Below are 21,906 nucleotides of genomic sequence, written 5' to 3'. Positions count from 1 at the left end.
GTGATGATCGGACTTAAGTCAACCAAAAGCCAGGACACTCCGACCAATGTCGCGGCCCCAATCGAGGTCGATTAGCCGATAGGAACCTTGCTTGCGGAACTCATCACGGCCGGCGGCCAAATACACTGGCTGCGTGAACAGGCCGAACACACGACAGTACTGACGGACCGCCGCCATCAACACAGAAAACACTTGCAATGCAGGTGCCACCCACACACGACCTTGAGCACAGTCTTCAAATGCTGTGGTCGCAGCCCGCTTTCTGGACTTTAGCTGCGACCGCAAAATCGCAATCCATTTGGAGGTCGGGACAGCGGACAAAACCCAGTAAGTCTCACCGGCGCCTGATCGTTTTCTCTATTACATCGTAGGGCAATTCACGCTCATCATAAACACCGATAAAAATACCGACGTCGGCCGCACTCCCGTCTCGCTTCTTCAGCAACGTGTCATTTGAAACCGTTGTACGTTGCGATGGACGGCGCGCCCATTCTGACAAGCGCTTCATGAACATGTTGATAACCTCGGCATGGCCCAAGTCGGCACCGAGATCATTCAACTCTTTAGGGTCGTTTTTCAGGTCAAATAATAACGGGCGAAACCCACCATCGGCAAAGATGAATTTCCAATCCTTGTCCGCCAGCATGAACAGGCGTGCCTGTTTGGGGTCAAGGCCCAAAGCCGCGGCTTCGGGCGTGGCGGAGTAATCATATTCGCTAACCACATATTCGCGCCATGCCGCGGGGGTTCGGCCATACAGGAACGGCAGTAGCGAGCGGCCTTCGATAACGTGATCCGGGACATCGCCACCTGCCAGATCAACAAATGTTGCTGCCAGATCAATACCTTCGACTAGCGCGCTACAAACAGTGCCACGTGTTGCGTCTGATTCTGGTGACGGATCATAGATGATCAAAGGAACGCGCACCGACGGATCATGGAAGAGATCCTTTTCACCCATCCAATGATCACCGAGGTAGTCCCCATGGTCGGAAGTCACGACAATCATCGTATCATCCATATGACCATTTTCTTCTAGCCAATTGAACAGGCGGCCCATCTGATCATCAGCCTGTTTGATCAGCCCCATATAGGCGGGTATCACCTTTTCACGCACGCCCGGTTTGCTAAAGGTTTGGCCGATTTCGTTCTTCATGAATTTTTCATAGACAGCGTGTGGATTCTGCAGTTCGCTATCCGAACGGACCACCGGCAAAACATCTTTTGCCCCGTACATGTCATGATACGGCGCTGGAACAATGTAAGGCCAGTGCGGCTTGATATAGGACAGGTGGCACATCCATGGCCCAGCGGAATTTGCATCCTGCGTTTTTATAAATTCAATCGCCTGTCCCGTCAGCCATGGCGTTTCGCTATCTTCTTCCTTAATGTTTGCAGGCTTATCAGCATGCCGCATAAACCAACCCGAAGCGACACCACCGTCTTCATCAACCCCGGCATTGGCATTGTGCTGCCAGGGGTTTTCAGCCTCATACCCCTGCCCTTTCAGATACTCGTTATAGGGTGAACGTCTTTTGTCATAAAAGCCTTGCGGCCCCTCACCCCATAAGCCGTCATCACGTAGGAAAACATCAAAACCACATTCCGCGACACGCGCTCCGATCACTCCGTCGCGCGAAATGCCCAGACGGTCCATCCCTGCCTGATCCACGCTCATATGCGTCTTTCCGATCAACCAACTATCCATCCCACGTTCGCGCAGATGATCGCCCAGAGTGACCTCTCCGACCTTGAGCGGGAAATTATTCCAGGCGGCGCCGTGGCTGTGCACGTAACGCCCTGTGTAAAAGCTCATCCTTGAGGCACCGCAGATGGGCGATTGAACATAGCAATGGGAGAACCGCACTCCCTTGCCCGCAAGCGCATCCAAATGAGGCGTGTTCAAACTTGGATGCCCAGTGCAACTCAGGTAGTCGAACCGAAGCTGATCGAACATGATAAACAGGATGTTCTTGGCTTTTTTGGTCATGTCGTCTTAACCACCCCTTCATTCATCCATTTATCGAACTGTTTGAGTACAGCATCGCAGAATGCGTCGTCATTGATATGGGCGTCAATTTCCGTAGTTGGTGCAACTGCAGGCATCACGCTGCGGGCCTCGTCAACCATTTCGGCAAGCGCTTCCGGGTCATGCGCTTCCTGGCCTTCGCGATCCCATTCCTCAACACCGCCGGTGGGCAGGAAAAAATGGGTTGGGCCGGTGGCTTGTTTCAGACGACCGGCCATTTCTCGAATAGCGGCCCGTCGCTCTCTTGCATTGAACACCGCACTTTTGATCAGGCGATTATGTTCGTGGAACGGACGGTCGGCATATTGGTCGGGAATGTCCTGCCAACCCGCAAAATCCAAGAGATCCAGCGCGCCTGGGGCCACCATTTGCGGCACGCTTGCGCGCCCGGCATTTGTCAGCCGGTCCTGCCCCGAGGACACCAACGAACCTGCAAGCATGTTGGCAAATTCCTGCATGCAGAAATCCATTACGCAGCAGAACGCGCCCTCACCCGCAAGTTTCTCAAATGCCATACCGCCCATGCCCGTTGAATGGAACACGGCCACTTCGTATCCCCGTTCTTCCAACGCGGGTTTCAGAGTTTTCATGTAACGCAGACAGGATGAGCCCAACGAGGTCATTCCGATCATCGGGCGATCTCGCCGGGGGCGCTGGACGGCGCGGGCTGCGCCTAGAACAGCGCCTGCGGCCTGGCTTAGCGATGAGCGGCAAACCGAGTTCATACCATAAAGCCCGCCGGCCCACAGGATCATCTGAATATCCGGCGCCAAACGGTGTGGCGGAATCAGCGGTGAAAAACTGACGGTGGAGACAATGTATTTCGGCACACCCATTGGCAAAGCTTGCGCACAATCCAGCGCCAGATCGGTGCCCATCGTGCCACCAGTTGCGAGCATCCCATCAAATTTGCCCTCGGCGTAGACCTGCGCCACAAGCGTTGCTGCGCCCCGCGACATCACGCGAAAAGCCTTGTTTTCGTCACCGAGCGCGATCACCTCATCTATGGTCATACCACCGGCCGCGGCCACATCATGTTTGGAAATGTCTGTGGGCGTGGTCGGATCCCCAAGAACCGAGACATCCATGGTCAGCACGTTGCCACCCTGCGCAGTGATGCATTCTTCGATGTAGCGCATCTCGGGGTCTTTGGTGTCATAGGTGCCGATCAGCAAGATAGTCTTTTCGCCCATGGTAATCTTCTCCTCGCAGGCTTTTGTCTTACAACTGAATCCAGGCTGTTTTCAGATCGAAGTACTTTTCCATTGCGTGCAAAGACTTGTCGTGACCGTTGCCCGACTGCTTTACACCACCCAAGGGCACTGTGCCGTCCGCGCCGCCATAAGTATTGACGTGTACGACGCCAGAGCGGATGCCCGCCACCATGCGATGTGCACGGCTCAGGTTTGCAGTCCACACGCCCGAGGCCAATCCATAAACGCTGTCATTTGCCAGGCGCAGTGCCTCATCTTCGTCCCTGAACGGTGTCACGGCCAGAACCGGACCAAAGACCTCATTGCGGAACAGATTGTCGGTAGGTTTGACCCCGTTCATTACAGTGGGGGCCATATAATAGCCGCCCGTTTCCGTCAGAATGCGGTCACCGCCGGCACGGCGCTCAGCACCTTCCGCTTCGGCTTGGGCGACGAAATCCAGATTGCTTTCCAATTCCGGCAATGAGTGCACTGCCCCGATCTGTGTGTTCAAGTCCAGCGGATCGCCGACGCGGAAGGCCTGCGCGAGTTTGACAATCTCGGCGACGAAATCTTCGTGAATATCCTCCTGAACCAGCAAGCGCGATCCCGCGACGCAAATCTGACCTGAATTTCGGAAAATACCTGCGGCGGAGACCTTGGCCGCCTGCGCGAGATCGGGGGCGTCGTTGAACACGATGTTGGGGGACTTTCCGCCAAGCTCCAAGTAGCAGCGTTTCAAGTTCGAGCGCGCGGAATACTCCAGAAGCCGCCGCCCTGTAGCGCCCGAGCCGGTAAAAACCATGATGTCTACATCCATCGAAAGGGCCAGTGTTTCACCAACCACGCTGCCTTTGCCTGTGACGACGTTCAGGACACCGTCCGGCACACCTGCCTCAAGCGCCAATTCGGCTAATCGCAAAAGTGATAGCGAGGCCGATTCCGCAGGTTTCAACACCACCGAGTTGCCCGCCGCCAGCGCCGGCGCGATCTTCCACGCACCGATCATCATCGGCATGTTCCACGGCACAATCGCCCCGACAACGCCGACAGGCGCGTGATGCACGAGACCCAGCACATTTTCAGCTGTGGGCGCAATCTGACCATAGATCTTGTCTATGGCCTCGCCATAATAGCGGAACGTGCCCGCAGCCGACATCGGCTCGGCCTTCATGGCCATGTTGATCTCAGTGCCGTTGTCCCGCACGCCCAGAACGGCCAGTTCCAAAGCGTGTTCTTCAATCAGATCGGCCAGTTTCAACAACACCTTCTTGCGTACAGAAGGTGCAGCCCGCGACCAGCGTCCGTCTTCAAACGCCGTGCGGGCCGCCGCAATAGCCCGCTCCATATCCGCGGGGGTGCCCTCGGCAATTTGAGTTAGAACCTGACCGTCAATTGGAGAAATGACATCCAGTTGCCCTCCTGCCGCTGCGGCCTCGTGACGCCCATCAATTAGAAGGCTCCGTGGCGGTACGGGCTGACCACGTAGCGCATCGATGGCAAGTTGATCCATAGGTCGCTTATCCTTGCTGGTTCGGATTATCGGAATCCACGGGTTGCATCGTAGGTTCCGGCCGCAGTTTGTTTTTGAATTCGAAATACAGCGTTCGGCAGTGCAGGATCAGGATAAGAACGATCAGGCCAAACAGAACGGCCGCGATGGGCCGGTCGATGAAGTCGAGCGGCGTTTTGACCCGTGCCATTGCGCTGCGCAGCTTGGTTTCCATAATCCCGCCAAGAACCATGCCCAAAATGATTGGAACAATCGGCAGGTCCAGCCGTTTTAGGATCAGCCCAAAAACCCCGAACCCGGCAGCAATGGCACAATCTGTGATCGAGTTGCGCAGGCTATAGACCCCCACGAAGGCAAGTATCAGGATCATGACACCAAGGAACCGGGTCGGGATCTGGATAATCTTCAGCAGCAGGTTCGTCGAAAACAGCAGGAACACTAGAACGATCACGTTAAGCAGGATCAGCGCCATATACAGGGCCAATACAAAATCCATCTGGTTTTCGAATAGCTGCGGTCCGGGGATCACGTTATGGACATAGAACACCGAAAGCATCATTGCCGTCAGCGCCTCGCCAGGAATACCCAGAGCCAGCAGAGGAATCATCGCAGCGCCTGGAACGGCGTTGTTCGCTGCCTCGGACGCTACGAGTCCCTCGGGTGAACCATCACCAAACTTTTCTGGGTTCTTTGACGTCTTTTGAGCATAGGTGTAGGACAAAAATTGCGATGTAAACTCGCCCGTGCCCGGCACCATGCCCATGAACACACCGATACTTGAGGACACGGTAGCAACGCGTTTCACGCCCAGGAGTTCTTTGAGACCGGCAAAGATATTGCCACTTACATGGGTGTCGCCTGGCGCGTGGTTCTTTTCCAATAGCAGCAGAAATGCCTGACTAATCGCAAACAGACCCAGCACGACCACAATGAGATCAATGCCGGAAGCCAACCAACTTTGATCAAAGGTGAACCGGCGGGTGTATTTCACGGGCTCCAGCCCCACCGAATTCAGAAAAATACCGAAGGCCGCCAGCATACCAGCGGCAAAAATCTGCCCCCGGTGGGCCAGCACAACCAGAATGATGCCCAATAGCGCGGCCAGGAAAATCTCGCGACTGCCGAAATGTGGGGCGACAAGGGCCAGAACTGGTGACAACACCATCAGACAGATGATCGCAAACACGCCCCCGAAGAACGAGGCCGAATACGCCAGAGATAGCGCACGGTGGCCCTGCCCACGTTTGGTCATGGGATATCCGTCATAAGTGGTCAGCGCGTTCACCGCTGTGCCGGGGGTGTTGATCAGGATCGCGGGAATGGCTCCGCCATACATGGACGAGCCGTAGATACCCAATAACAGGGTTAGTCCTACGATGGGCTCGAACGCAAAGGTGGCAGGCAACAGGATTGCGATGGCCACCGCCGCACCCACGCCGGGCAAAGCGCCGATGATGACGCCGCCGATCGAACCGATCAGCAGGGCCACGATTACCTGCCATTGTAGCAGGATTGAAATACCGGAAAGAAGCGTTTCCATAGTGGCCCCTTACAGATAGGTCAGCGCAAAGGCGCGCACGGAATCCGGAAGGTATTCATAGACCGCTCCGGCGGGGATTTTGACCTGAAGAAAGCCACGGAAAACGATGGTGACCACAAAGCCGAACAACGCAGCTATTCCGATAGCATTTGCACCACGAAACCCTACACGAAGGGTCAGGAAGACTGCGAACAACATGGTTGAGGGCAGATATCCTAGCTGCGGAACCACCAGCACATAGATCAGGAAATAGGCAACATATTCGAACGACCGAACCCAGAACCCGACCTCGGTCCATCGGCCGCTGATCCGGTCTGACAAGGCCGAGCTAAGCCAATGCAGAAACCCGAACACCACCATGCACCAGATTGCAATTGTGGGCCAAAGACCCGGCTGCGCGAACCATTTGGTTCGTTTGACGACCTTGGTCTGATCACCCAGCTGGGACAAAAGAAACACCGCGAATGCCAGAAACAGTACGGCGAAAACGACATCGCCGGGTCGGCGATATCTTTTGAACATGTCCTGTAAAGTCTTTGCAATCATCGTTTCCTCCCAACCTGAAAGAGGCGTGAGGCAGTGCCCCACGCCCAATCTGGATCTTACTCGCCCAGGATTTCTTCAATCTTAGCGAAAGAGGATTTGTCTTGCTCAATCTGAGCGTTGGATGCGTCTGGGTCCTGCCAGTAGATCAGAGCACCGGTTTCCTCAGCAAGCTGCTTGGCCTTGTCCGACTGCACCGCCTTTTGTGCTGCTGCAGTGATTTTTTCGCGTGCCTCGGGTGGTGTATCCTTGTGAACGAACAGGCCGTTCCACAATGCCAGCGGCAGATCCGGGTTGAGCTCGACGATCGTCGGCGTATCGGGGATCAGCGAAATCCGCTCGCCGCCAATGCTCGCCAGAATATTCACGTCATCCAGGCAAGGTAGTACAAGTTGAAGCGTGGTGTTGATGACGTCTACGTCACCCGATGCCAGCGTGTTGCAATCCAACGCATCAAAGGCTGCTTCACTTGCAAAATCAAATCCGCTGCTGACAGCAGCAGCAAAGGTGACCTGCGTGGGCGGCAAGACCGAGCCGAAATGACCAAGCGCCAAATCGTTGTCCTTGCCGTGTTCCGCCAGTTCTTCCCAGTTCGAGAACGGCGCATCCTTGCTGGATGCGATTACGAACGGGTAAGTCAGAAAAATACCGATCGGATCGAACGGGTTCGGGTTCAGTTCAGGGATACCGATTTCCGGTCCAATGACGGGAACGCCAATGACGAAAGAACCAATAGTGTATCCGTCCGCTGGGGCGGCGGCGACTTCGACTGCACCTGGGAACGGACCGCCGCCGCCGCCGGGCTTGTTCACGACCGCGGCCGGGACGTCGTACATGGCTTGAAATTCGTCCGCGATCATTCGCGTTAGCACGTCCTCAAGATCGCCCGGAGGCCATGGAACCACGAAGGTTACCGGTTTCTCTGGATACTCTGCCAGTGCAGCGGTTGCGGACGCTACAAAGACGGCGGTTGCTAGAAATTTCTTCATTGACACCTCCCGTTAGTGGTTCAATAAATGAACCGCGTTAACAATAATAATGTTGCGTTGTTAAGTTATTTCTGTCAAGTATAACCTGACCGAGAGGAGGCAAAACACATGGGCACCGCACTTAATGCCTTGAAAATGCTAGAGTACTTTTCAAGCTCTCAGCCGGAAATCGGGCTGAGTCACATTGCGCGCCTGGCTGGTTTGAACAAGGCGACCGCCCTCCGCCACTTACGGGCACTGGAAGAGTTCGGCCTGATCGAGCAGAATCCGCAGACGAAATCATATGCCATCGGACCAGCTGCTCTACGGTTGGCCGCCCTGCGCGAAATTGCCAAGCCGGGCCTTGATGGTGCACGCCAGAAAATGCAGGCCGCGATGCATGAGGTTGGAGAGAGTCTGCACCTTACGCTGCTTGAAAAAGACACTCTACAAACCGCGTTGGTGGTTGAAACCACGCAGCACAGCGTTCGCGTAAGTCTCGACCCTAGCGAAATTATTCCGGTCAACGCGACTGCTTCGGGATTATGCATGCTGAGCTTCGGTCCCGCTTTCCTTCTGGAACGCTTGGAATCCGACACACTCACCCGATTTACCGAGGCAACAATGACAGACCCAAAGATTATTCGTGACCGGGTTGCACAAATCGGCCAGGCGGGCTGGGCCAATAGTAATGGCAGCTTTGAAGACGGTGTCTTCGGATATGCGGCGCCTATCTTCGGTATTGATCAGATCGCGATTGGAACCATTGCGATTGCCGTTCCCGAAATTCGTGCAACCAGCGCGCGGCAGCCGTTGATTTTGACCTCACTCCACACCCTTTCGAAAGAACTGACCGCAAACTTTGGCGGCCAGATGCCCGAAAATTTTCCAACCGAATTCCACCCATGATTGACGGGCGGACTAAATCTCCGGAGACACGCTACATGAAAGACTCCAACTTTCTGAAAGAAAACAACGCCCGACATTTCTGGCAACCAATGGCGCACCCGGCAGACAGCCAGAAAAACCCGCCGACCATTCTGACCGGAGGTGAAGGAGTCAGCATCATTGATGTAGATGGTCACAAGGCGCTGGATGCAGTGGGTGGCTTATGGAACGTCAATCTGGGCTATTCCTGTGATCCGGTGAAGCAGGCCATCACCGATCAACTGAACGCGCTACCCTATTATTCAACCTTTCGCGGCACCAGCAACGACAAGGCGATCGAATTGTCTTATGAGCTGGCGCAGTTCTTTGCGCCTGACGGATTGACCCGTGCATTCTTTACTTCAGGTGGATCGGATTCCGTTGAGATCGCGCTGAAACTTGCACGTCAGTTTCACAAAGTTCGAGGCGAGGCTGGCCGTACCAAGTTCATCAGCCTGAAACAGGGGTATCACGGCACCCACTTCGCGGCTGCCTCGGTCAATGGCAATCAGAAGTTCCGTGCGGCTTATGAGCCGATGATGCCGGGCTGTTTCCACGTGCCCGCGCCCTGGACCTATCGCAACCCGTTCGATGAGACGGACCCCGAGCGTCTTGCGCAGCTTTGCGTAAAAGCGCTGGAGGCCGAAATCGCATTCCAGGGTGCAAACACCGTCGCCGCATTTATTATGGAGCCAATCTTGGGCGCAGGCGGAGTGATCCCGCCGCACAAGAGCTTTATGCCCATGGTGCGTGAGGTCTGCTCAAAGCACGGAATTCTGCTGATTTCGGACGAAATCATTACTGCCTTTGGGCGTACAGGCAGCGAAAGTGGCGCGCGACATTGGGGGGTGCAGCCCGATATCATGACAACGGCCAAAGCCATCACAAACGGCTATTTCCCATTCGGCGCGGCAATGATCTCTGGCGCGGTTGCGGAGGTGTTCGAAAGCGACACTACCGGCAGAGCTTCTGTCGATCAGGGCTACACCTATTCCGGGCACCCGGTTGGCGCGGCCGCAGCCTTGGCCACGCTGGCCGAGATCAACCGCCTGCGGGTATGGGAAAACGCAGCTGCACGGGGTGATGAGTTATTTGCCGGGTTGAAAAAACTGGCCTACAAATACGACGTAGTCGGTGACGTGCGAGGGGGTGAAGGTCTGATGTGCGCGCTCGAGCTGGTTTCGGACCGTGCGACCAAGGCGCCAATTGCCAAACATTTTCCGCTGCAGGTTCAAAAAGCAACATATGAAGATGGCGTCATGGTCCGTGTATCTGGAAACAACATCATATTGTCTCCGCCGCTGGTCATCACGTCTGATGACGTAGCCAAGATCCTGTCCGCTCTGGATACAGGACTAGCGAGACTGTAGTGATCACGCTGGCCCCGGTCTTCAAGGTCGGGGTCACACCTTTACGGCCTGCAATTCCTCAAGTAGATCCAGTAGGTTGTCGATTTTTTCCTGCCCCATTTGCGCCTCGATCGTATTGTGAATCGCCAGCGAAGTCGCAAGGTTCTCTTCAAGAATTTGACGCCCCTCATCGGTGATCTTCACCATGGTGCGGCGCTTGTCTGTGCTGCCCTGACGGCGGGATATCTGCCCATCAGTCTCCATCGTGCGTAGAATTCGCGTCAGGCTGGGAAGCAAAAGGCAGGCCTCATTTGCAATAGTGCTTTGTTCCACTTCGCCCATTTCGTCCAGAACACGAAGGATACGCCACTTTTGCTCGGTCAGCTGTATCCCCTGCAGCATATCCCGAATTGGGGCCATAACGGTTTCGCGTGCGCGCAGCAGGGCAATCGGAAGAGCGCGAGAGGTTCTCGTGGTATGGCTTTGTCGGTTCATTCCAGCCTTCTAGAACGCCATTTCAGGAATTGCAAAGATTAACAAAGCAAGTTCTTGACGGTCGCGATGCAATTTACTAAACATGTTAAGTAGTAAAGGAGAGGTCATGCCACACTTCCACGTCGAATACTCCGGCAATCTGGACGATCGGGTCGACATCGGTGGCTTGTGCGAATGCATACGAGACACCGCTGCGGGGATTGAAGCTTTTCCAATGCCGGGAATTCGCGTCCGCGCCACGCGTGTCGACTATTTTGCCATTGCGGATGGAAATCCCAAGCATGGCTTTGTGGACATCTCAATCCGCCTTCGCGCTGGCCGTCCTGACGACGTTAAGAAGGACGCCACACAGCGTATCTTTAACGCGGTTGAAGCGTATCTGGAACCGGCCTTCTCGAAACACTCTATCGCGCTTTCACTAGAGATGCGTGACATCGACCCAGACCTTTCGCCCAAGACCGGCACAATCCGGAATCATTTGGCTGCGACAAAGCAGGAGACCTGACGCATGAGCGTACTGGATACGAATATCGAGAAACTGGCAGGCTTTCTGGCCCGGTTCAAAGAAACGGGCATCAAGAACCGTATCGCAGGCGAAGACCGGGATGGCGCAGCGGGCGTTTTCCAATCCACCTCTCCGGTGGATAAATCAGTGATCTGCGACGTTGCACACGGCACGTCCGACGATATCGACGCAGCGGTCAAAGCGGCCCATGCCGCCTTTACTGAATGGCGCGACATGCCCGCCACCGAACGCCGCCGGATCCTGTTGAACGTTGCCGATGCGATCGAAGCCCGGGCAGAAGAAATTGCGCTGTGTGAGTGTTGGGATACGGGTCAGACATTGCGGTTCATGTCCAAGGCGGCGCTGCGCGGTGCCGAGAATTTTCGCTACTTTGCGGATCAAGTCGTGCAGGCTCGCGACGGGCAACACCTGAAATCGCCGACGTTAATGAATATCACCACTCGTGTACCTATCGGCCCGGTTGGTGTGATCACTCCGTGGAACACGCCCTTCATGCTGTCGACTTGGAAAATCGCGCCCGCTCTGGCCGCTGGCTGCACCGTGGTCCACAAACCAGCCGAAGACTCACCTTTGTCCGCCCGCCTGTTGGTGGAAATCGCTGAAGAGGCAGGGCTGCCCAAGGGCGTGCTGAATACCGTGAACGGTTTTGGCCCTGATGCCGGTAAGGCGCTGACAGAGCACCCCTTGATCAAAGCCATCGCATTTGTCGGAGAAAGCCGGACAGGCAGCATCATCACAAAGCAGGGTGCCGATACGCTCAAGCGGATGCACCTGGAACTCGGCGGTAAGAACCCCGTTATCGTGTTTGATGACGCCGATCTGGACCGGGCTCTGGATGCGGTGATTTTCATGATCTACTCGATCAACGGTGAGCGCTGCACCTCGTCCTCGAGGCTGCTGGTGCAGGACACTATCAAGGAAGAATTCGAGGCCAAACTGGTCGAGCGTGTGAACAACATCAAGGTCGGGCACCCCTTGGACCCTGAGACCGAGATCGGCCCGCTGGTCACCGAGGAGCATTACAACAAAGTGACCTCATACTTTGACATCGCAAAAGAGGATGGTGCGACCGTCGCGGCCGGTGGGGTCAAGGTTGGTGATGGCGGGTTTTTCGTACGCCCGACATTGTTTACCAATGCCAACAACGACATGCGCATCGCGCGAGAGGAAATATTTGGCCCCGTGCTAACTTCCATTCCATTCTCAACCGAAGAAGAAGCGCTGCAGATCGCCAATGACACGCCCTATGGGTTAACCGGCTATGTCTGGACCAACGACCTTACACGTGCCCTGCGCTTTACCGATAAGTTGGAAGCTGGGATGATCTGGGTGAACTCGGAAAATGTTCGCCACCTGCCCACGCCTTTTGGCGGGGTAAAGGCGTCAGGTATCGGTCGCGACGGCGGTGATTGGAGCTTTGACTTCTATATGGAGCAGAAACACGTGGGCTTTGCCACTGGTCAGCACAAGATTATGCAGTTGGGAAAGTAACGCCTCTCGAGCGACGTCTGGACAAGGTACCGCTCGTAAAAAGTTAGGATACGCGCGCACATCTATGGTCCAAGAACTCTCTAAGAGTCGGACCAAACGACGTCTGGTCGTCCGCTCTCCCTTCCAAAGCGGTCAGACGCCACCTTAAGTGAGGAGGAACTGTCATGGGAAAGATTGTACAGGCTGCTAAGATCACACATGTGCCCAGCATCTGGATGTCCCACACGATGCCGAAATACAAAGGTATCCGGCAACCTGCGATAGATGGTTACGCACGTCTGCGTCAGGACGCGATTGACCGCGAGGTCGACACCTTCATCATCTTCGACACGCACTGGATCACCAATCAGGGCTTTCACCTGAACACAAAAGAGCGCCACAAGGGCCGTTTTATAAGCCATGAACTGCCGCACATGCTGGCGGATATGGAGTTCGACTATCGCGGTGATCACGATCTTGGTGAAACTATCCTCGACGTTCTGAGAGAACGTGGGGAACGGGCATTGGGTCATTCGCATCCCGACATGGGCATGGAATACGGTACCCTTTTGCCAATGCATTTCATCAATGACGGTGTGAATGCCCGGGTACTGCCGGTTGCGGTCAACCAGTTCTCATCCATCGCCGAGAACCGCGTTTGGGGCGAAGCCATCGCAGAAGGCATTCGGCGCTCGGACCGCAATGTTTCTATTCTGGCCTCCGGGTCTCTAAGTCATGACTTCACGCCGAATGAGCGCTCGGTCGAGGGTCTGAACGCAGTGAATGGCGAGTTCAACCGCCAGATGGATATGCGCGTTCTCGAATTGTGGGAGCAGGGCCGGTTCCAAGAATTCTTGGACCTTTTGCCTGACTACGCCAAGAAATGTACGGGCGAGTGTGCGATGAACGACACTGCCCTGCTGTTTGGTGCGTTGGGATGGGGCAGTTACAAGGGCGAGATCGACATCTACACGCCGTATTTCGGTAGTTCCGGAACGGGTCAGGCAAATATTAGTTTTTCGGTCTGAGGCCGAGACACGGGAATCCTGCAAATGACAGACTTACGTCTCAACGACCCCACGTTGCTTATCGAAGCGGCGCGGGTTGGGTCCAAATGGGTCGGTGCCAACGAGGTATCCACCACTCTGGAAGTGACCAACCCGGCAACTGGTGATCTAATCGGACGTGTCCCCAATCTTGGGGCGGCCGAAACGGCCGAAGCAATCGCCGAAGCGCACCGTGCACAGAAGGGCTGGGCTAAGCGTACAGCGAAGGACCGCAGCCAAATTCTGCGCCGCTGGTATGAACTGATGATCGAAAACCAGGATGATCTTGGCGCTATCCTGACCGCCGAGCAGGGCAAGCCGCTGGCTGAGGCCAAGGGTGAAATCGCTTATGGCGCCAGCTTCATCGAATGGTTCGCTGAAGAGGCTCGCCGCGCCTATGGCGACGTCACCCCGGGCCACGCGCCGGATAAGCGGATCATCACAATCAAACAGCCGATTGGGGTTGTTGCCGCGATCACGCCGTGGAATTTCCCCAATGCCATGATCACGCGAAAGGAGGGACCGGCACTGGCGGCAGGCTGTTCCATGGTGCTCAAACCTGCCAGCCAGACGCCGTTCTCGGCTATCGCGCTGGCGGTTTTGGCCGAGCGAGCCGGGTTGCCTGCGGGATTGTTCTCGGTCATCACTGGATCAGCGCGCGCCATCGGAGGTGAGATGACCTCGAGCAAAATCGTGCAAAAATTGACCTTTACCGGGTCCACCGAAATCGGCGCGATGCTTTATGCGCAATGCGCACCTACGATCAAGAAACTAGGTTTGGAATTGGGCGGCAACGCACCGTTCATCGTGTTTGACGACGCAGATCTGGACGCGGCAGTCGAAGGGGCAGTGATCGCCAAGTTCCGAAACAACGGCCAGACCTGCGTCTGCGCCAACCGCATCTATGTCCAGTCTGGGGTCTACGACACGTTCGCCGAAAAACTGGCCGCTAAGGTCGCAAAACTGCCGACTGGAAACGGCTTTGACGAGGGCACCGTCTTTGGCCCACTAATCGATCAAGCCGCAGTCGCGAAAGTGTCTGAGCATATCAAAGACGCAACCGCCAAGGGTGCAACAGTAACACTGGGCGGCAAGCCGCACGCCCTTGGCGGCACATTCTTCGAGCCGACCATCCTGATTGGCGTGACCGCAGACATGGCGGTGGCGACCGAGGAAACCTTCGGCCCAGTCGCGCCCTTGTTCAAATTCGACAGGGAAAGCGAAGTTATCGTAGCCGCCAATGATACCGAATTCGGCCTCGCTTCGTATTTCTATTCGCGCGACATGGCCCGTGTCTGGCGCGTGTCCGAAGCATTGGAATATGGCATGGTCGGGATCAACACCGGCCTGATCTCAACTGCCGAAGCGCCCTTTGGAGGCGTTAAGATGTCAGGTCTGGGGCGCGAGGGGTCGCGCCATGGGCTGGATGACTTCATGGAACTCAAATACTTGTGCATGGGTGGCATTGACGCCGCCGAGGAGGCCTGATGCGCTTTGCAACATTCACCGCATACGGAGCAACTTTTTTCGGCGCGATCACCAATGACGGTGCAATTGCCCTGAACGACGCCTTCCCCGATCAGGCCAGTCTTTACGAGGTGATCGCCGCGGGCGAGTTTGAAAAGTTGACCGAGGCCGCAGCAGGCCGCGAAGTGACCCACAAGGAATTCACTTACGAAATGGTGATGCCGGATGTCCGCCGCATCCTCTGCGTCGGAGTGAACTTTCCCGACCGCAACGCAGAATACAAAGACGGCAGCGAACAGCCGAAATACATGTCGTTGTTTCCGCGCTTTGCCAGCGGTTTCACCGGGCACGACCGCCCGCTGATCCGCCCGCCGGAAAACCGCACGCTGGATTACGAGGGCGAGGTCGTTATCGTGATTGGCAAATCCTGTCGGCGAATTTCGCAGGAAGATGCCTATGACCACATCGCAGCCCTGACCTTGTGTAACGAAGGCACAATCCGCGACTGGGTCCGCCATGCCAAGTTCAACGTCACACAGGGAAAGAACTGGGACAATTCCGGTGCCATCGGTCCGTGGCTAGTGCCATTCACCGACGCGGCCCAGTTGGACGATGCCCGAATTCAGACCCATGTGAATGGTGAGTTGCGCCAGGACGATACGCTGAATCGCATGATGTTCCCGATAAGGCGCGAGATCGAATATATTTCGACCTTCATGACGCTTCTGCCCGGTGACATCATCGTCACCGGCACCCCGACGGGTGCGGGTGCGCGGTTTGATCCACCAAAATACCTGGAACCGGGTGATGTAGTGGAAATCTCAGTCGAGGGCATTGGAACGCTGCGCAACACAGTCGAGGACGAACAGGTATGACCCCCGAAGATCATGCCCGTGCCGCAGCCGACTTATTGCAGGCTGAATGTTCGCACGAACAGATTGGCCTTCTGACACTGCGCCATCCCGAAATGGGGATGAGCGACGCCTATGAGATCCAGAACGCCATTTATCGAAAAAAATTGGCCGAAGGGCACAAGGTGATCGGTTGGAAAATCGGGTTGACCTCGAAAGCGATGCAATATGCGCTGAATATCGATATCCCCGACAGCGGAATTTTGTTCGATGATATGAAGTTCGATCACGGCGGAATCGTTCCTGCGGGCCGGTTCATCCAGCCCCGGATCGAGGCCGAGATTGCTTTTGTCATGAAATCTGCGGTAGGCGGAGAGAACGTCACCCGTGACGACATCATTGCCGCCACGGATTACGTCGCGCCTTCGATTGAAATCCTCGACACGCGTATTCAGCGTGCCGACCCCGCAACCGGACAGACGCGTACCGTCTATGACACAATCAGCGACAACGCCGCCAATGCGGGCATCGTGTTGGGCCCTGAGCGTCACGCGATAGATGCATTTGATTTGCGTTGGGTTGGGGCACTGACCTTCCGCAATGGTGAGATCGAGGAAACCGGTCTGGGCGCGGGTGTTCTGAACGACCCGGTCGAAAGCGTCGTCTGGCTGGCCCGTCGTATGGCGCAGTACGACCAGAGCATAGAACCGGGTCAGGTGATCTTGTCTGGTAGTTTTATACGACCCGTCGAATGCCCGCCGAGCACCGAAATCCATGCTGATTTCGGGCCATTTGGCTCGGTCGATATCAACTTTGCCTAAAGGAGGCCGGGATGCCTGCGCCACTAAACGCTTTCAAGGCCGCGCTGCAGGCTGGTCAGCCGCAGGTCGGCTGCTGGATTGGAATGGCCGACACCTATGCCGCTGAAATCGCGGCCACGTCCCATTTCGACTGGTTGCTTGTTGACGGAGAGCACGCCCCAAACGATCTTCGCTCTATCCTGGAACAGGTGCGGGTCATCGAAGGAAGCGGCAGCCAACCGGTCGCACGTTTGCCGATCGGTGAAACCTGGATGATCAAGCAATACCTCGATGCCGGCGTTCAGAATATTCTGGTGCCGATGGTCGAAAGCGGAGATCAGGCGCGGGATTTGGTGCGGGCTGTGCGATACCCACCCTACGGGGTTCGGGGCGTGGGATCGGCGTTGGCAAGGGCCTCGCGATTTGCGGCGATCCCGGACTATCTGAAAACGGCGGATGAACAAATCTGCCTGCTTGTTCAGGTGGAAAACCGCGCCGGGTTAGAGGCACTAGACGATATTCTTGCCTCTGACGTTGATGGGGTCTTTCTCGGTCCCTCCGATCTGGCTGCTGACATGGGCCATATTGGTGATGCTGATCATACAGAAGTGGTAGAGGCTGTGTTGGACGCGATAACTCGGGTCGTCGCGGCAGGCAAATTTGCCGGGATACTGACACTTGATCCGGCCATGCAGCGTAAATGTCTGGATCTGGGGGCGACCTTCCTGGCTACAAACATCGACGTTACTTTGTTCGCGCAGGCGGTGCGCCGGGCCGCCGATGAAGCCTTGGCGTTGCTACCTGACCAAAGCGTTTCGGGTGTTGCCCAAACGGAAGCGGCCAGCAAGTACCTGCAGCAATTGTGCAAGCACTGGTCCCACAAGGCCCAGGTGGCTTTCGACGACACCCACGGCAGCGTGGAATTTCCGGTCGGAAATCGGCTGACCTTGGTCGCAGGTGAAACCAGCCTTTCGCTGACGGCTAAGACCGGCCCTCGCGGAGATCTGAACCGCTGGCAGGAAGTCATCGAAGCGCATCTGGTACGGTTTGCTTTTCGCGAAGACCTCAGCATTGCCTGGGTGGACTGATCCCAAATCAACTACCGCCTGAAGACGACGACAAGGAACACTCATGTCAGATCCGGTTTATGCAATTGGCGATATCCATGGCCAACTGGGTATGCTTGAAGACGCACTGGACCGGATCGAACGGGATGGAGGACCAGACGCCAAGATCGTGTTTCTCGGTGACTATACGGACCGGGGTGCGCAAAGTTGCGGGGTTTTGGATCTGCTGGTCCGAGGGAACGCCGACGGTAAGAACTGGATCTTTCTACGTGGCAATCATGACCAGATGTGCGCAATGTTCCTGGAGGACTATCCGCGCAATGATGCGCGCCTGCTGGTCGGGTATCACTGGCTTCATCCTCGGATCGGCGGGATCGAAACGCTGCGGTCCTATGGGGTTGAAACCGCCAACGTGGACAGAATCTATCAAGTCCACGCCAAGGCCAAAGAGGCCGTCCCTCAGGCTCATATCGATTTTCTGACCGGGCTAAAGCCGTTCCATCAGGACGGCGCATTGCTGTTCGTGCACGCAGGTATTCGACCCGGGGTGAAACTGGATCAGCAAGACCACGACGATCTGATTTGGATTCGTGAGGAATTCCTGAACCATAAAGACCCATATCCATGGTTAGTCGTCCACGGCCACAGCCACGTGGCCGCACCTGAACACCATGGAAACCGTATCAATCTGGATACAGGAGCAGGCTATGGCCACGCCCTGACTACCGCCGTGTTCGAAGGCACCAAATGCTGGGTGCTGGATGTTGGTGGACGTAGACCTGTGACTGGCTGAGACAGCCTCTGGCTCCCATCGCGTAAAATTGTAGCGTCGCCGGTGTCGTTTCTTTTTCAGAAGCTTCCCAACCATGATCCCCGTCAGCAGATTCTGTCGCAGGACATTGGCCGCGACGATTGAGAATTCAGGAACAATCAAATTGTCCCGTCTACACGGCGCCATGTGGAAACTGAGAGAGACCGAATGTGAATCGACGCTTACGGCTATGTTGACCATTTCGATCCTATCCAACGTAGGAGCCACTAGCGCTAAGCCTTGAACCAACCCATTGGGTCTATCAGGCGCTTAATGGGAATGCAGTTCTTTACAACGGTCGGCATGATTGGCTTCAAAAATAGCTGGAATGGACAACATTTTTTTACGCCGGCAACTTCGCAAAAAATCTTCGAATGCACTCAGCAACAATAGTTCAAACACGCAACTTCAAACGAAACGGGATTGACTTTAGTTTCATATGTAACGATATTCGTTGCAAATGAAACGAAACGAGTCACGCGAGCGACATACTTCGGGAGAACACAATGGTTAAGGCATTCGCATCTCAGGGAGATTTGAGTGAAAAGACGATTAGCTTCACCGAAGTGGGTGAAGGGCTTTGGGCCTTTACTGCTGAAGGTGATCCCAATTCCGGTGTGATCATCGGCGATGATAGTGTCATGATTGTCGAGGCGCAGGCCACGCCACGTCTGGCTGGCAAGGTGATTGAGAAGGTCAGAGAAGTTACCGACAAACCGATCACGCATCTGGCTCTAACTCACTATCACGCGGTTCGTGTTCTAGGCGCTTCAGCATATGGCGCAGATCAGGTTCTCATGTCCGAAACAACCCGGGCGCAGGTTGTCGAACGTGGTCAGGAAGATTGGGACAGTGAGTTTCAGCGTTTTCCACGTCTGTTCGAAGGCCATGAAAGCATTCCCGGCCTGACCTGGCCCACCGCGACCTTCAAAGATCGCATGAGTGCATACCTCGGCAACCGGCGCGTTGATCTAATGCATCTTGGTCGCGCCCATACTGCCGGTGACATCGTCATTCACGTTCCCGACCAGAACGTCATGTTTACCGGTGACATCGTCGAGTATCATTCTGCCTGCTATTGCGGCGACGGCCATTTCAACGATTGGGGTGGCACTCTAGACAATATCGCCGCATTTGACGTCGATGCTATTGCGCCCGGCCGCGGTGATGCTCTGCTCGGAAAAGATATGGTTGAAGCAGCGATCGAGTCCACCCGGGATTTTGTCGAAAGCACCTATCGCCCGGCCGCTCGTGTCGCCGCTAGCGGCGGCAGCCTGAAAGATGCCTGGGACGCTGTACGTGACGCGTGCGACCCGAAATTCGCTGACTACGCGATCTACGAACACTGCCTGCCGTTCAATGTTGCACGCGCCTATGACGAAGCCCGCGGCATCGACACACCACGTATCTGGACGGCGCAGCGGGATCTGGAAATGTGGGAGCAACTGCAAGGCTGAACGCCTGAAGGGAAGGGGTTTTCCAATGTTTGATGACCGTTACACGCTCGCCTACAAGAGCTATCCATACGAGAAATCGCCGGATCAGGATATTGACGCACCGGTGCGTCACCCGGTTGTGGTCATGGGTGGAGGGCCAATCGGAGTCGCCACAGCCCTGGACCTCGGCCGCCAAGGTGTTCCCGTGGTTGTGCTTGATGATCATGAGGGGATCGGCATGGGCAGTCGGGCGATTTGTTTCGCAAAGCGCTGCCTGGAAGTGGCCGACCGCTATGGCTGCGGCGAACCGATGCTCGAAAAAGGCGTTGTCTGGAATCTCGGTAAGGTATTCCATCGCGATGACAAGGTTTTCGAATTTAACCTGTTGCCGGAAGACGGGCATAAATACCCCGCCTTCATCAATCTACAACAGCCTTATTTCGAGCAATACATGATCGACCGTCTGCGCGAGTTGCAGGACAAGGGTGCCCCGATCCAGTTGCGTGGCAAGAACCGTGTGGACAGCGTCGAAGTACACGACGATCACGTCACCCTGAAGGTGATGACACCGGATGGGCCATACACGCTTGAAGCGGATTGGCTTATTGGTTGCGACGGCGCCAATTCACCACTGCGCGGGATGCTTGGTCTCGATTTCAGCGGTCGAGTCTTTCAGGACAGCTTCCTGATTGCTGATATCAAATTAAAAGGCGATCTGAATTTCCCTACTGAGCGCTGGTTCTGGTTTGAACCGACCCACGGCTCTGGCGCCTCAGCTTTGTTGCACAAGCAACCTGATGATGTCTGGCGGATCGACTTCCAGATCGGCTGGGATGTTGACCGCAAAGAAGAACTTAAAGAAGAGAATATCCGTCGCCGATTGGATGCGATGCTGGGGGATGTGGACTATGAAATGGTCTGGTCCTCTATCTATACCTTCCAATGCAAGCGGATGGACAGCTTCCGCTCTGGTCGCGTGTTTTTTGCTGGTGATGCGGCGCACCAAGTCTCGCCCTTTGGTGCGCGTGGTGCCAATTCCGGCATGCAGGACGTGGACAACCTTGGCTGGAAACTAGGGTTGGTTATTCAAGGCAAAGCGCCTGAGAGCCTGCTTGACACCTATGATACCGAACGGGTTTACGGCGCGGACGAAAACATCCTGAATTCGACACGGTCCACCGATTTCATCACGCCGAAATCAGAAACCAGTCGGATATTTCGCGATGCTGTGCTCAGCCTAAGCGGAACGTATGAGTTCGCACGACCGATGGTCAACTCGGGTCGGCTCTCGGTTCCATGCGTGTACAGTGGATCGGGACTCAATTCCGCTGACGCACTGGCAGGCGGTCCTGAACGGACGCAGCCCGGCGCCCCCTGCCCTGATGCCCCGTTGGGCGATGAATACCTGTTGTCGAAGCTGGGTGATGAGTTCATCCTTTTGACAATCGATGCAGAAGCACCTGAAATTCTGGAAGAGGACGGCATCACGGCACGCCGCCTGGCTCTTTCAACCCGCGACGACCCGACTGGTCAGCTCAGGAAACGCTATCTCGGCGAAGCCAGTTCGGCGGTCTACCTGATCCGCCCAGATCAGCATGTCGCCGCCCGCCGAGCGGAATACAACGAAACCCTGATGCGCACTGCCTTGCGCCGTGCGGCCGGTAAGGAAGTAAGCCAATGAGCGATCTGACCCTGACACCGAATATCGACGGAACCGACGATTTCTACGCCGACCTGCTGGCAACGCATGAGGGCAAGACCAAGGCCGAGAGCGATATAATCAACGCGAGGTTAATTCTGATCCTGGCCAACCACATAGGCGACCGGGGCGTCCTGAGCCAGGCGCTCAATGCCGCCGACATCACATAATCCAAG

At 55.7% G+C, this 21,906-nt stretch carries 20 protein-coding genes; 13 read left to right on the top strand and 7 right to left on the bottom strand.

What is annotated here, in order from left to right:
* Positions 1 to 334: 334 nt before the first annotated feature.
* Genes AC2FI9_RS21000 through AC2FI9_RS20975 form a run of 6 tightly spaced genes read right to left on the bottom strand, consistent with a single transcriptional unit; the run spans position 335 to position 7,807 of the window.
* Entirely contained in the window at positions 335 to 1,990 is a 1,656-nt protein-coding gene (locus AC2FI9_RS21000) for a sulfatase-like hydrolase/transferase (protein WP_496770480.1), read from the bottom strand.
* Positions 1,987 to 3,222, bottom strand: a complete 1,236-nt coding sequence (locus AC2FI9_RS20995; RefSeq protein WP_496770478.1) for a Tm-1-like ATP-binding domain-containing protein — start codon at positions 3,220 to 3,222, stop codon at positions 1,987 to 1,989. The genes AC2FI9_RS21000 and AC2FI9_RS20995 overlap by 4 nt, the downstream gene beginning before the upstream one ends.
* A 28-nt stretch (positions 3,223 to 3,250) precedes the next feature.
* Positions 3,251 to 4,735, bottom strand: a complete 1,485-nt coding sequence (locus AC2FI9_RS20990; protein ID WP_496741489.1) for an aldehyde dehydrogenase — start codon at positions 4,733 to 4,735, stop codon at positions 3,251 to 3,253.
* A 7-nt stretch (positions 4,736 to 4,742) separates the two neighbouring features.
* The gene (locus AC2FI9_RS20985; RefSeq protein WP_472724804.1) at positions 4,743 to 6,275 is read right to left on the bottom strand and encodes a tripartite tricarboxylate transporter permease; all 1,533 of its coding nucleotides are present in this window, start codon (positions 6,273 to 6,275) and stop codon (positions 4,743 to 4,745) included.
* Between the two features lie 9 nt (positions 6,276 to 6,284).
* Entirely contained in the window at positions 6,285 to 6,821 is a 537-nt protein-coding gene (locus tag AC2FI9_RS20980) for a tripartite tricarboxylate transporter TctB family protein (RefSeq protein WP_108859824.1), read from the bottom strand.
* A gap of 56 nt (positions 6,822 to 6,877) precedes the next feature.
* A complete protein-coding gene (locus AC2FI9_RS20975; protein ID WP_496770476.1) occupies positions 6,878 to 7,807 on the bottom strand; it encodes a tripartite tricarboxylate transporter substrate binding protein in 930 nt (309 codons plus the stop codon).
* 108 nt (positions 7,808 to 7,915) lie between these two features.
* Here AC2FI9_RS20975 and AC2FI9_RS20970 point away from each other — a divergent pair, with 108 nt between their 5' ends.
* Both AC2FI9_RS20970 and AC2FI9_RS20965 read left to right on the top strand, forming a co-directional pair.
* A complete protein-coding gene (locus tag AC2FI9_RS20970) occupies positions 7,916 to 8,695 on the top strand; it encodes an IclR family transcriptional regulator (protein WP_496770474.1) in 780 nt (259 codons plus the stop codon).
* Between the two features lie 35 nt (positions 8,696 to 8,730).
* Positions 8,731 to 10,083 carry an aminotransferase class III-fold pyridoxal phosphate-dependent enzyme gene (locus AC2FI9_RS20965; protein ID WP_496770472.1) on the top strand — a complete coding sequence of 451 codons (1,353 nt, stop codon included), beginning with the start codon at positions 8,731 to 8,733 and terminating at the stop codon, positions 10,081 to 10,083.
* Between the two features lie 33 nt (positions 10,084 to 10,116).
* Here AC2FI9_RS20965 and hpaR read toward each other — a convergent pair whose 3' ends face one another.
* Positions 10,117 to 10,557 carry a homoprotocatechuate degradation operon regulator HpaR gene (hpaR, locus tag AC2FI9_RS20960; protein WP_058281156.1) on the bottom strand — a complete coding sequence of 147 codons (441 nt, stop codon included), beginning with the start codon at positions 10,555 to 10,557 and terminating at the stop codon, positions 10,117 to 10,119.
* Between the two features lie 106 nt (positions 10,558 to 10,663).
* Between hpaR and AC2FI9_RS20955 the strand changes: the two genes are divergently transcribed.
* From AC2FI9_RS20955 to AC2FI9_RS20905, 11 genes are all read left to right on the top strand, one after another.
* Complete coding sequence (locus AC2FI9_RS20955; RefSeq protein WP_496770470.1) at positions 10,664 to 11,062, top strand: 5-carboxymethyl-2-hydroxymuconate Delta-isomerase; 399 nt, start codon at positions 10,664 to 10,666, stop codon at positions 11,060 to 11,062.
* Between the two features lie 3 nt (positions 11,063 to 11,065).
* Complete coding sequence (gene hpaE, locus AC2FI9_RS20950) at positions 11,066 to 12,574, top strand: 5-carboxymethyl-2-hydroxymuconate semialdehyde dehydrogenase (protein WP_496770468.1); 1,509 nt, start codon at positions 11,066 to 11,068, stop codon at positions 12,572 to 12,574.
* Between the two features lie 164 nt (positions 12,575 to 12,738).
* Positions 12,739 to 13,581, top strand: a complete 843-nt coding sequence (gene hpaD, locus AC2FI9_RS20945; RefSeq protein WP_496770466.1) for a 3,4-dihydroxyphenylacetate 2,3-dioxygenase — start codon at positions 12,739 to 12,741, stop codon at positions 13,579 to 13,581.
* Positions 13,582 to 13,605: 24 nt separating this feature from the next.
* On the top strand, positions 13,606 to 15,087 hold the full coding sequence (locus tag AC2FI9_RS20940) for an NAD-dependent succinate-semialdehyde dehydrogenase (protein ID WP_496770464.1): 1,482 nt from the start codon (positions 13,606 to 13,608) through the stop codon (positions 15,085 to 15,087).
* Positions 15,087 to 15,941 (top strand): fumarylacetoacetate hydrolase family protein, encoded by an 855-nt coding sequence (locus tag AC2FI9_RS20935; RefSeq protein WP_496770462.1) that lies wholly within the window; start codon positions 15,087 to 15,089, stop codon positions 15,939 to 15,941. Before AC2FI9_RS20940 ends, AC2FI9_RS20935 begins: the two co-directional genes overlap by 1 nt.
* Entirely contained in the window at positions 15,938 to 16,738 is an 801-nt protein-coding gene (gene hpaH / locus AC2FI9_RS20930) for a 2-oxo-hept-4-ene-1,7-dioate hydratase (protein ID WP_496770461.1), read from the top strand. The genes AC2FI9_RS20935 and hpaH overlap by 4 nt, the downstream gene beginning before the upstream one ends.
* Before the next feature lie 11 nt (positions 16,739 to 16,749).
* Positions 16,750 to 17,805, top strand: coding sequence for an aldolase/citrate lyase family protein (locus AC2FI9_RS20925; RefSeq protein WP_496770458.1), 1,056 nt, complete (start codon positions 16,750 to 16,752; stop codon positions 17,803 to 17,805).
* 43 nt (positions 17,806 to 17,848) lie between these two features.
* A complete protein-coding gene (locus tag AC2FI9_RS20920; protein WP_496770454.1) occupies positions 17,849 to 18,577 on the top strand; it encodes a metallophosphoesterase family protein in 729 nt (242 codons plus the stop codon).
* Positions 18,578 to 19,101: 524 nt separating this feature from the next.
* Positions 19,102 to 20,052: an MBL fold metallo-hydrolase gene (locus AC2FI9_RS20915; RefSeq protein ID WP_496770450.1), complete on the top strand. Its 951-nt coding sequence runs from the start codon at positions 19,102 to 19,104 to the stop codon at positions 20,050 to 20,052.
* A gap of 25 nt (positions 20,053 to 20,077) precedes the next feature.
* Positions 20,078 to 21,712 (top strand): FAD-dependent oxidoreductase, encoded by a 1,635-nt coding sequence (locus AC2FI9_RS20910; RefSeq protein ID WP_496770448.1) that lies wholly within the window; start codon positions 20,078 to 20,080, stop codon positions 21,710 to 21,712.
* The gene (locus AC2FI9_RS20905; RefSeq protein ID WP_496770446.1) at positions 21,709 to 21,900 is read left to right on the top strand and encodes a DUF2783 domain-containing protein; all 192 of its coding nucleotides are present in this window, start codon (positions 21,709 to 21,711) and stop codon (positions 21,898 to 21,900) included. Before AC2FI9_RS20910 ends, AC2FI9_RS20905 begins: the two co-directional genes overlap by 4 nt.
* Positions 21,901 to 21,906 lie beyond the last annotated feature (6 nt).

The organism is Ruegeria sp. CDSA246 (assembly GCF_059611225.1).
This window is presented reverse-complemented; position numbering and strand designations above follow the sequence as displayed.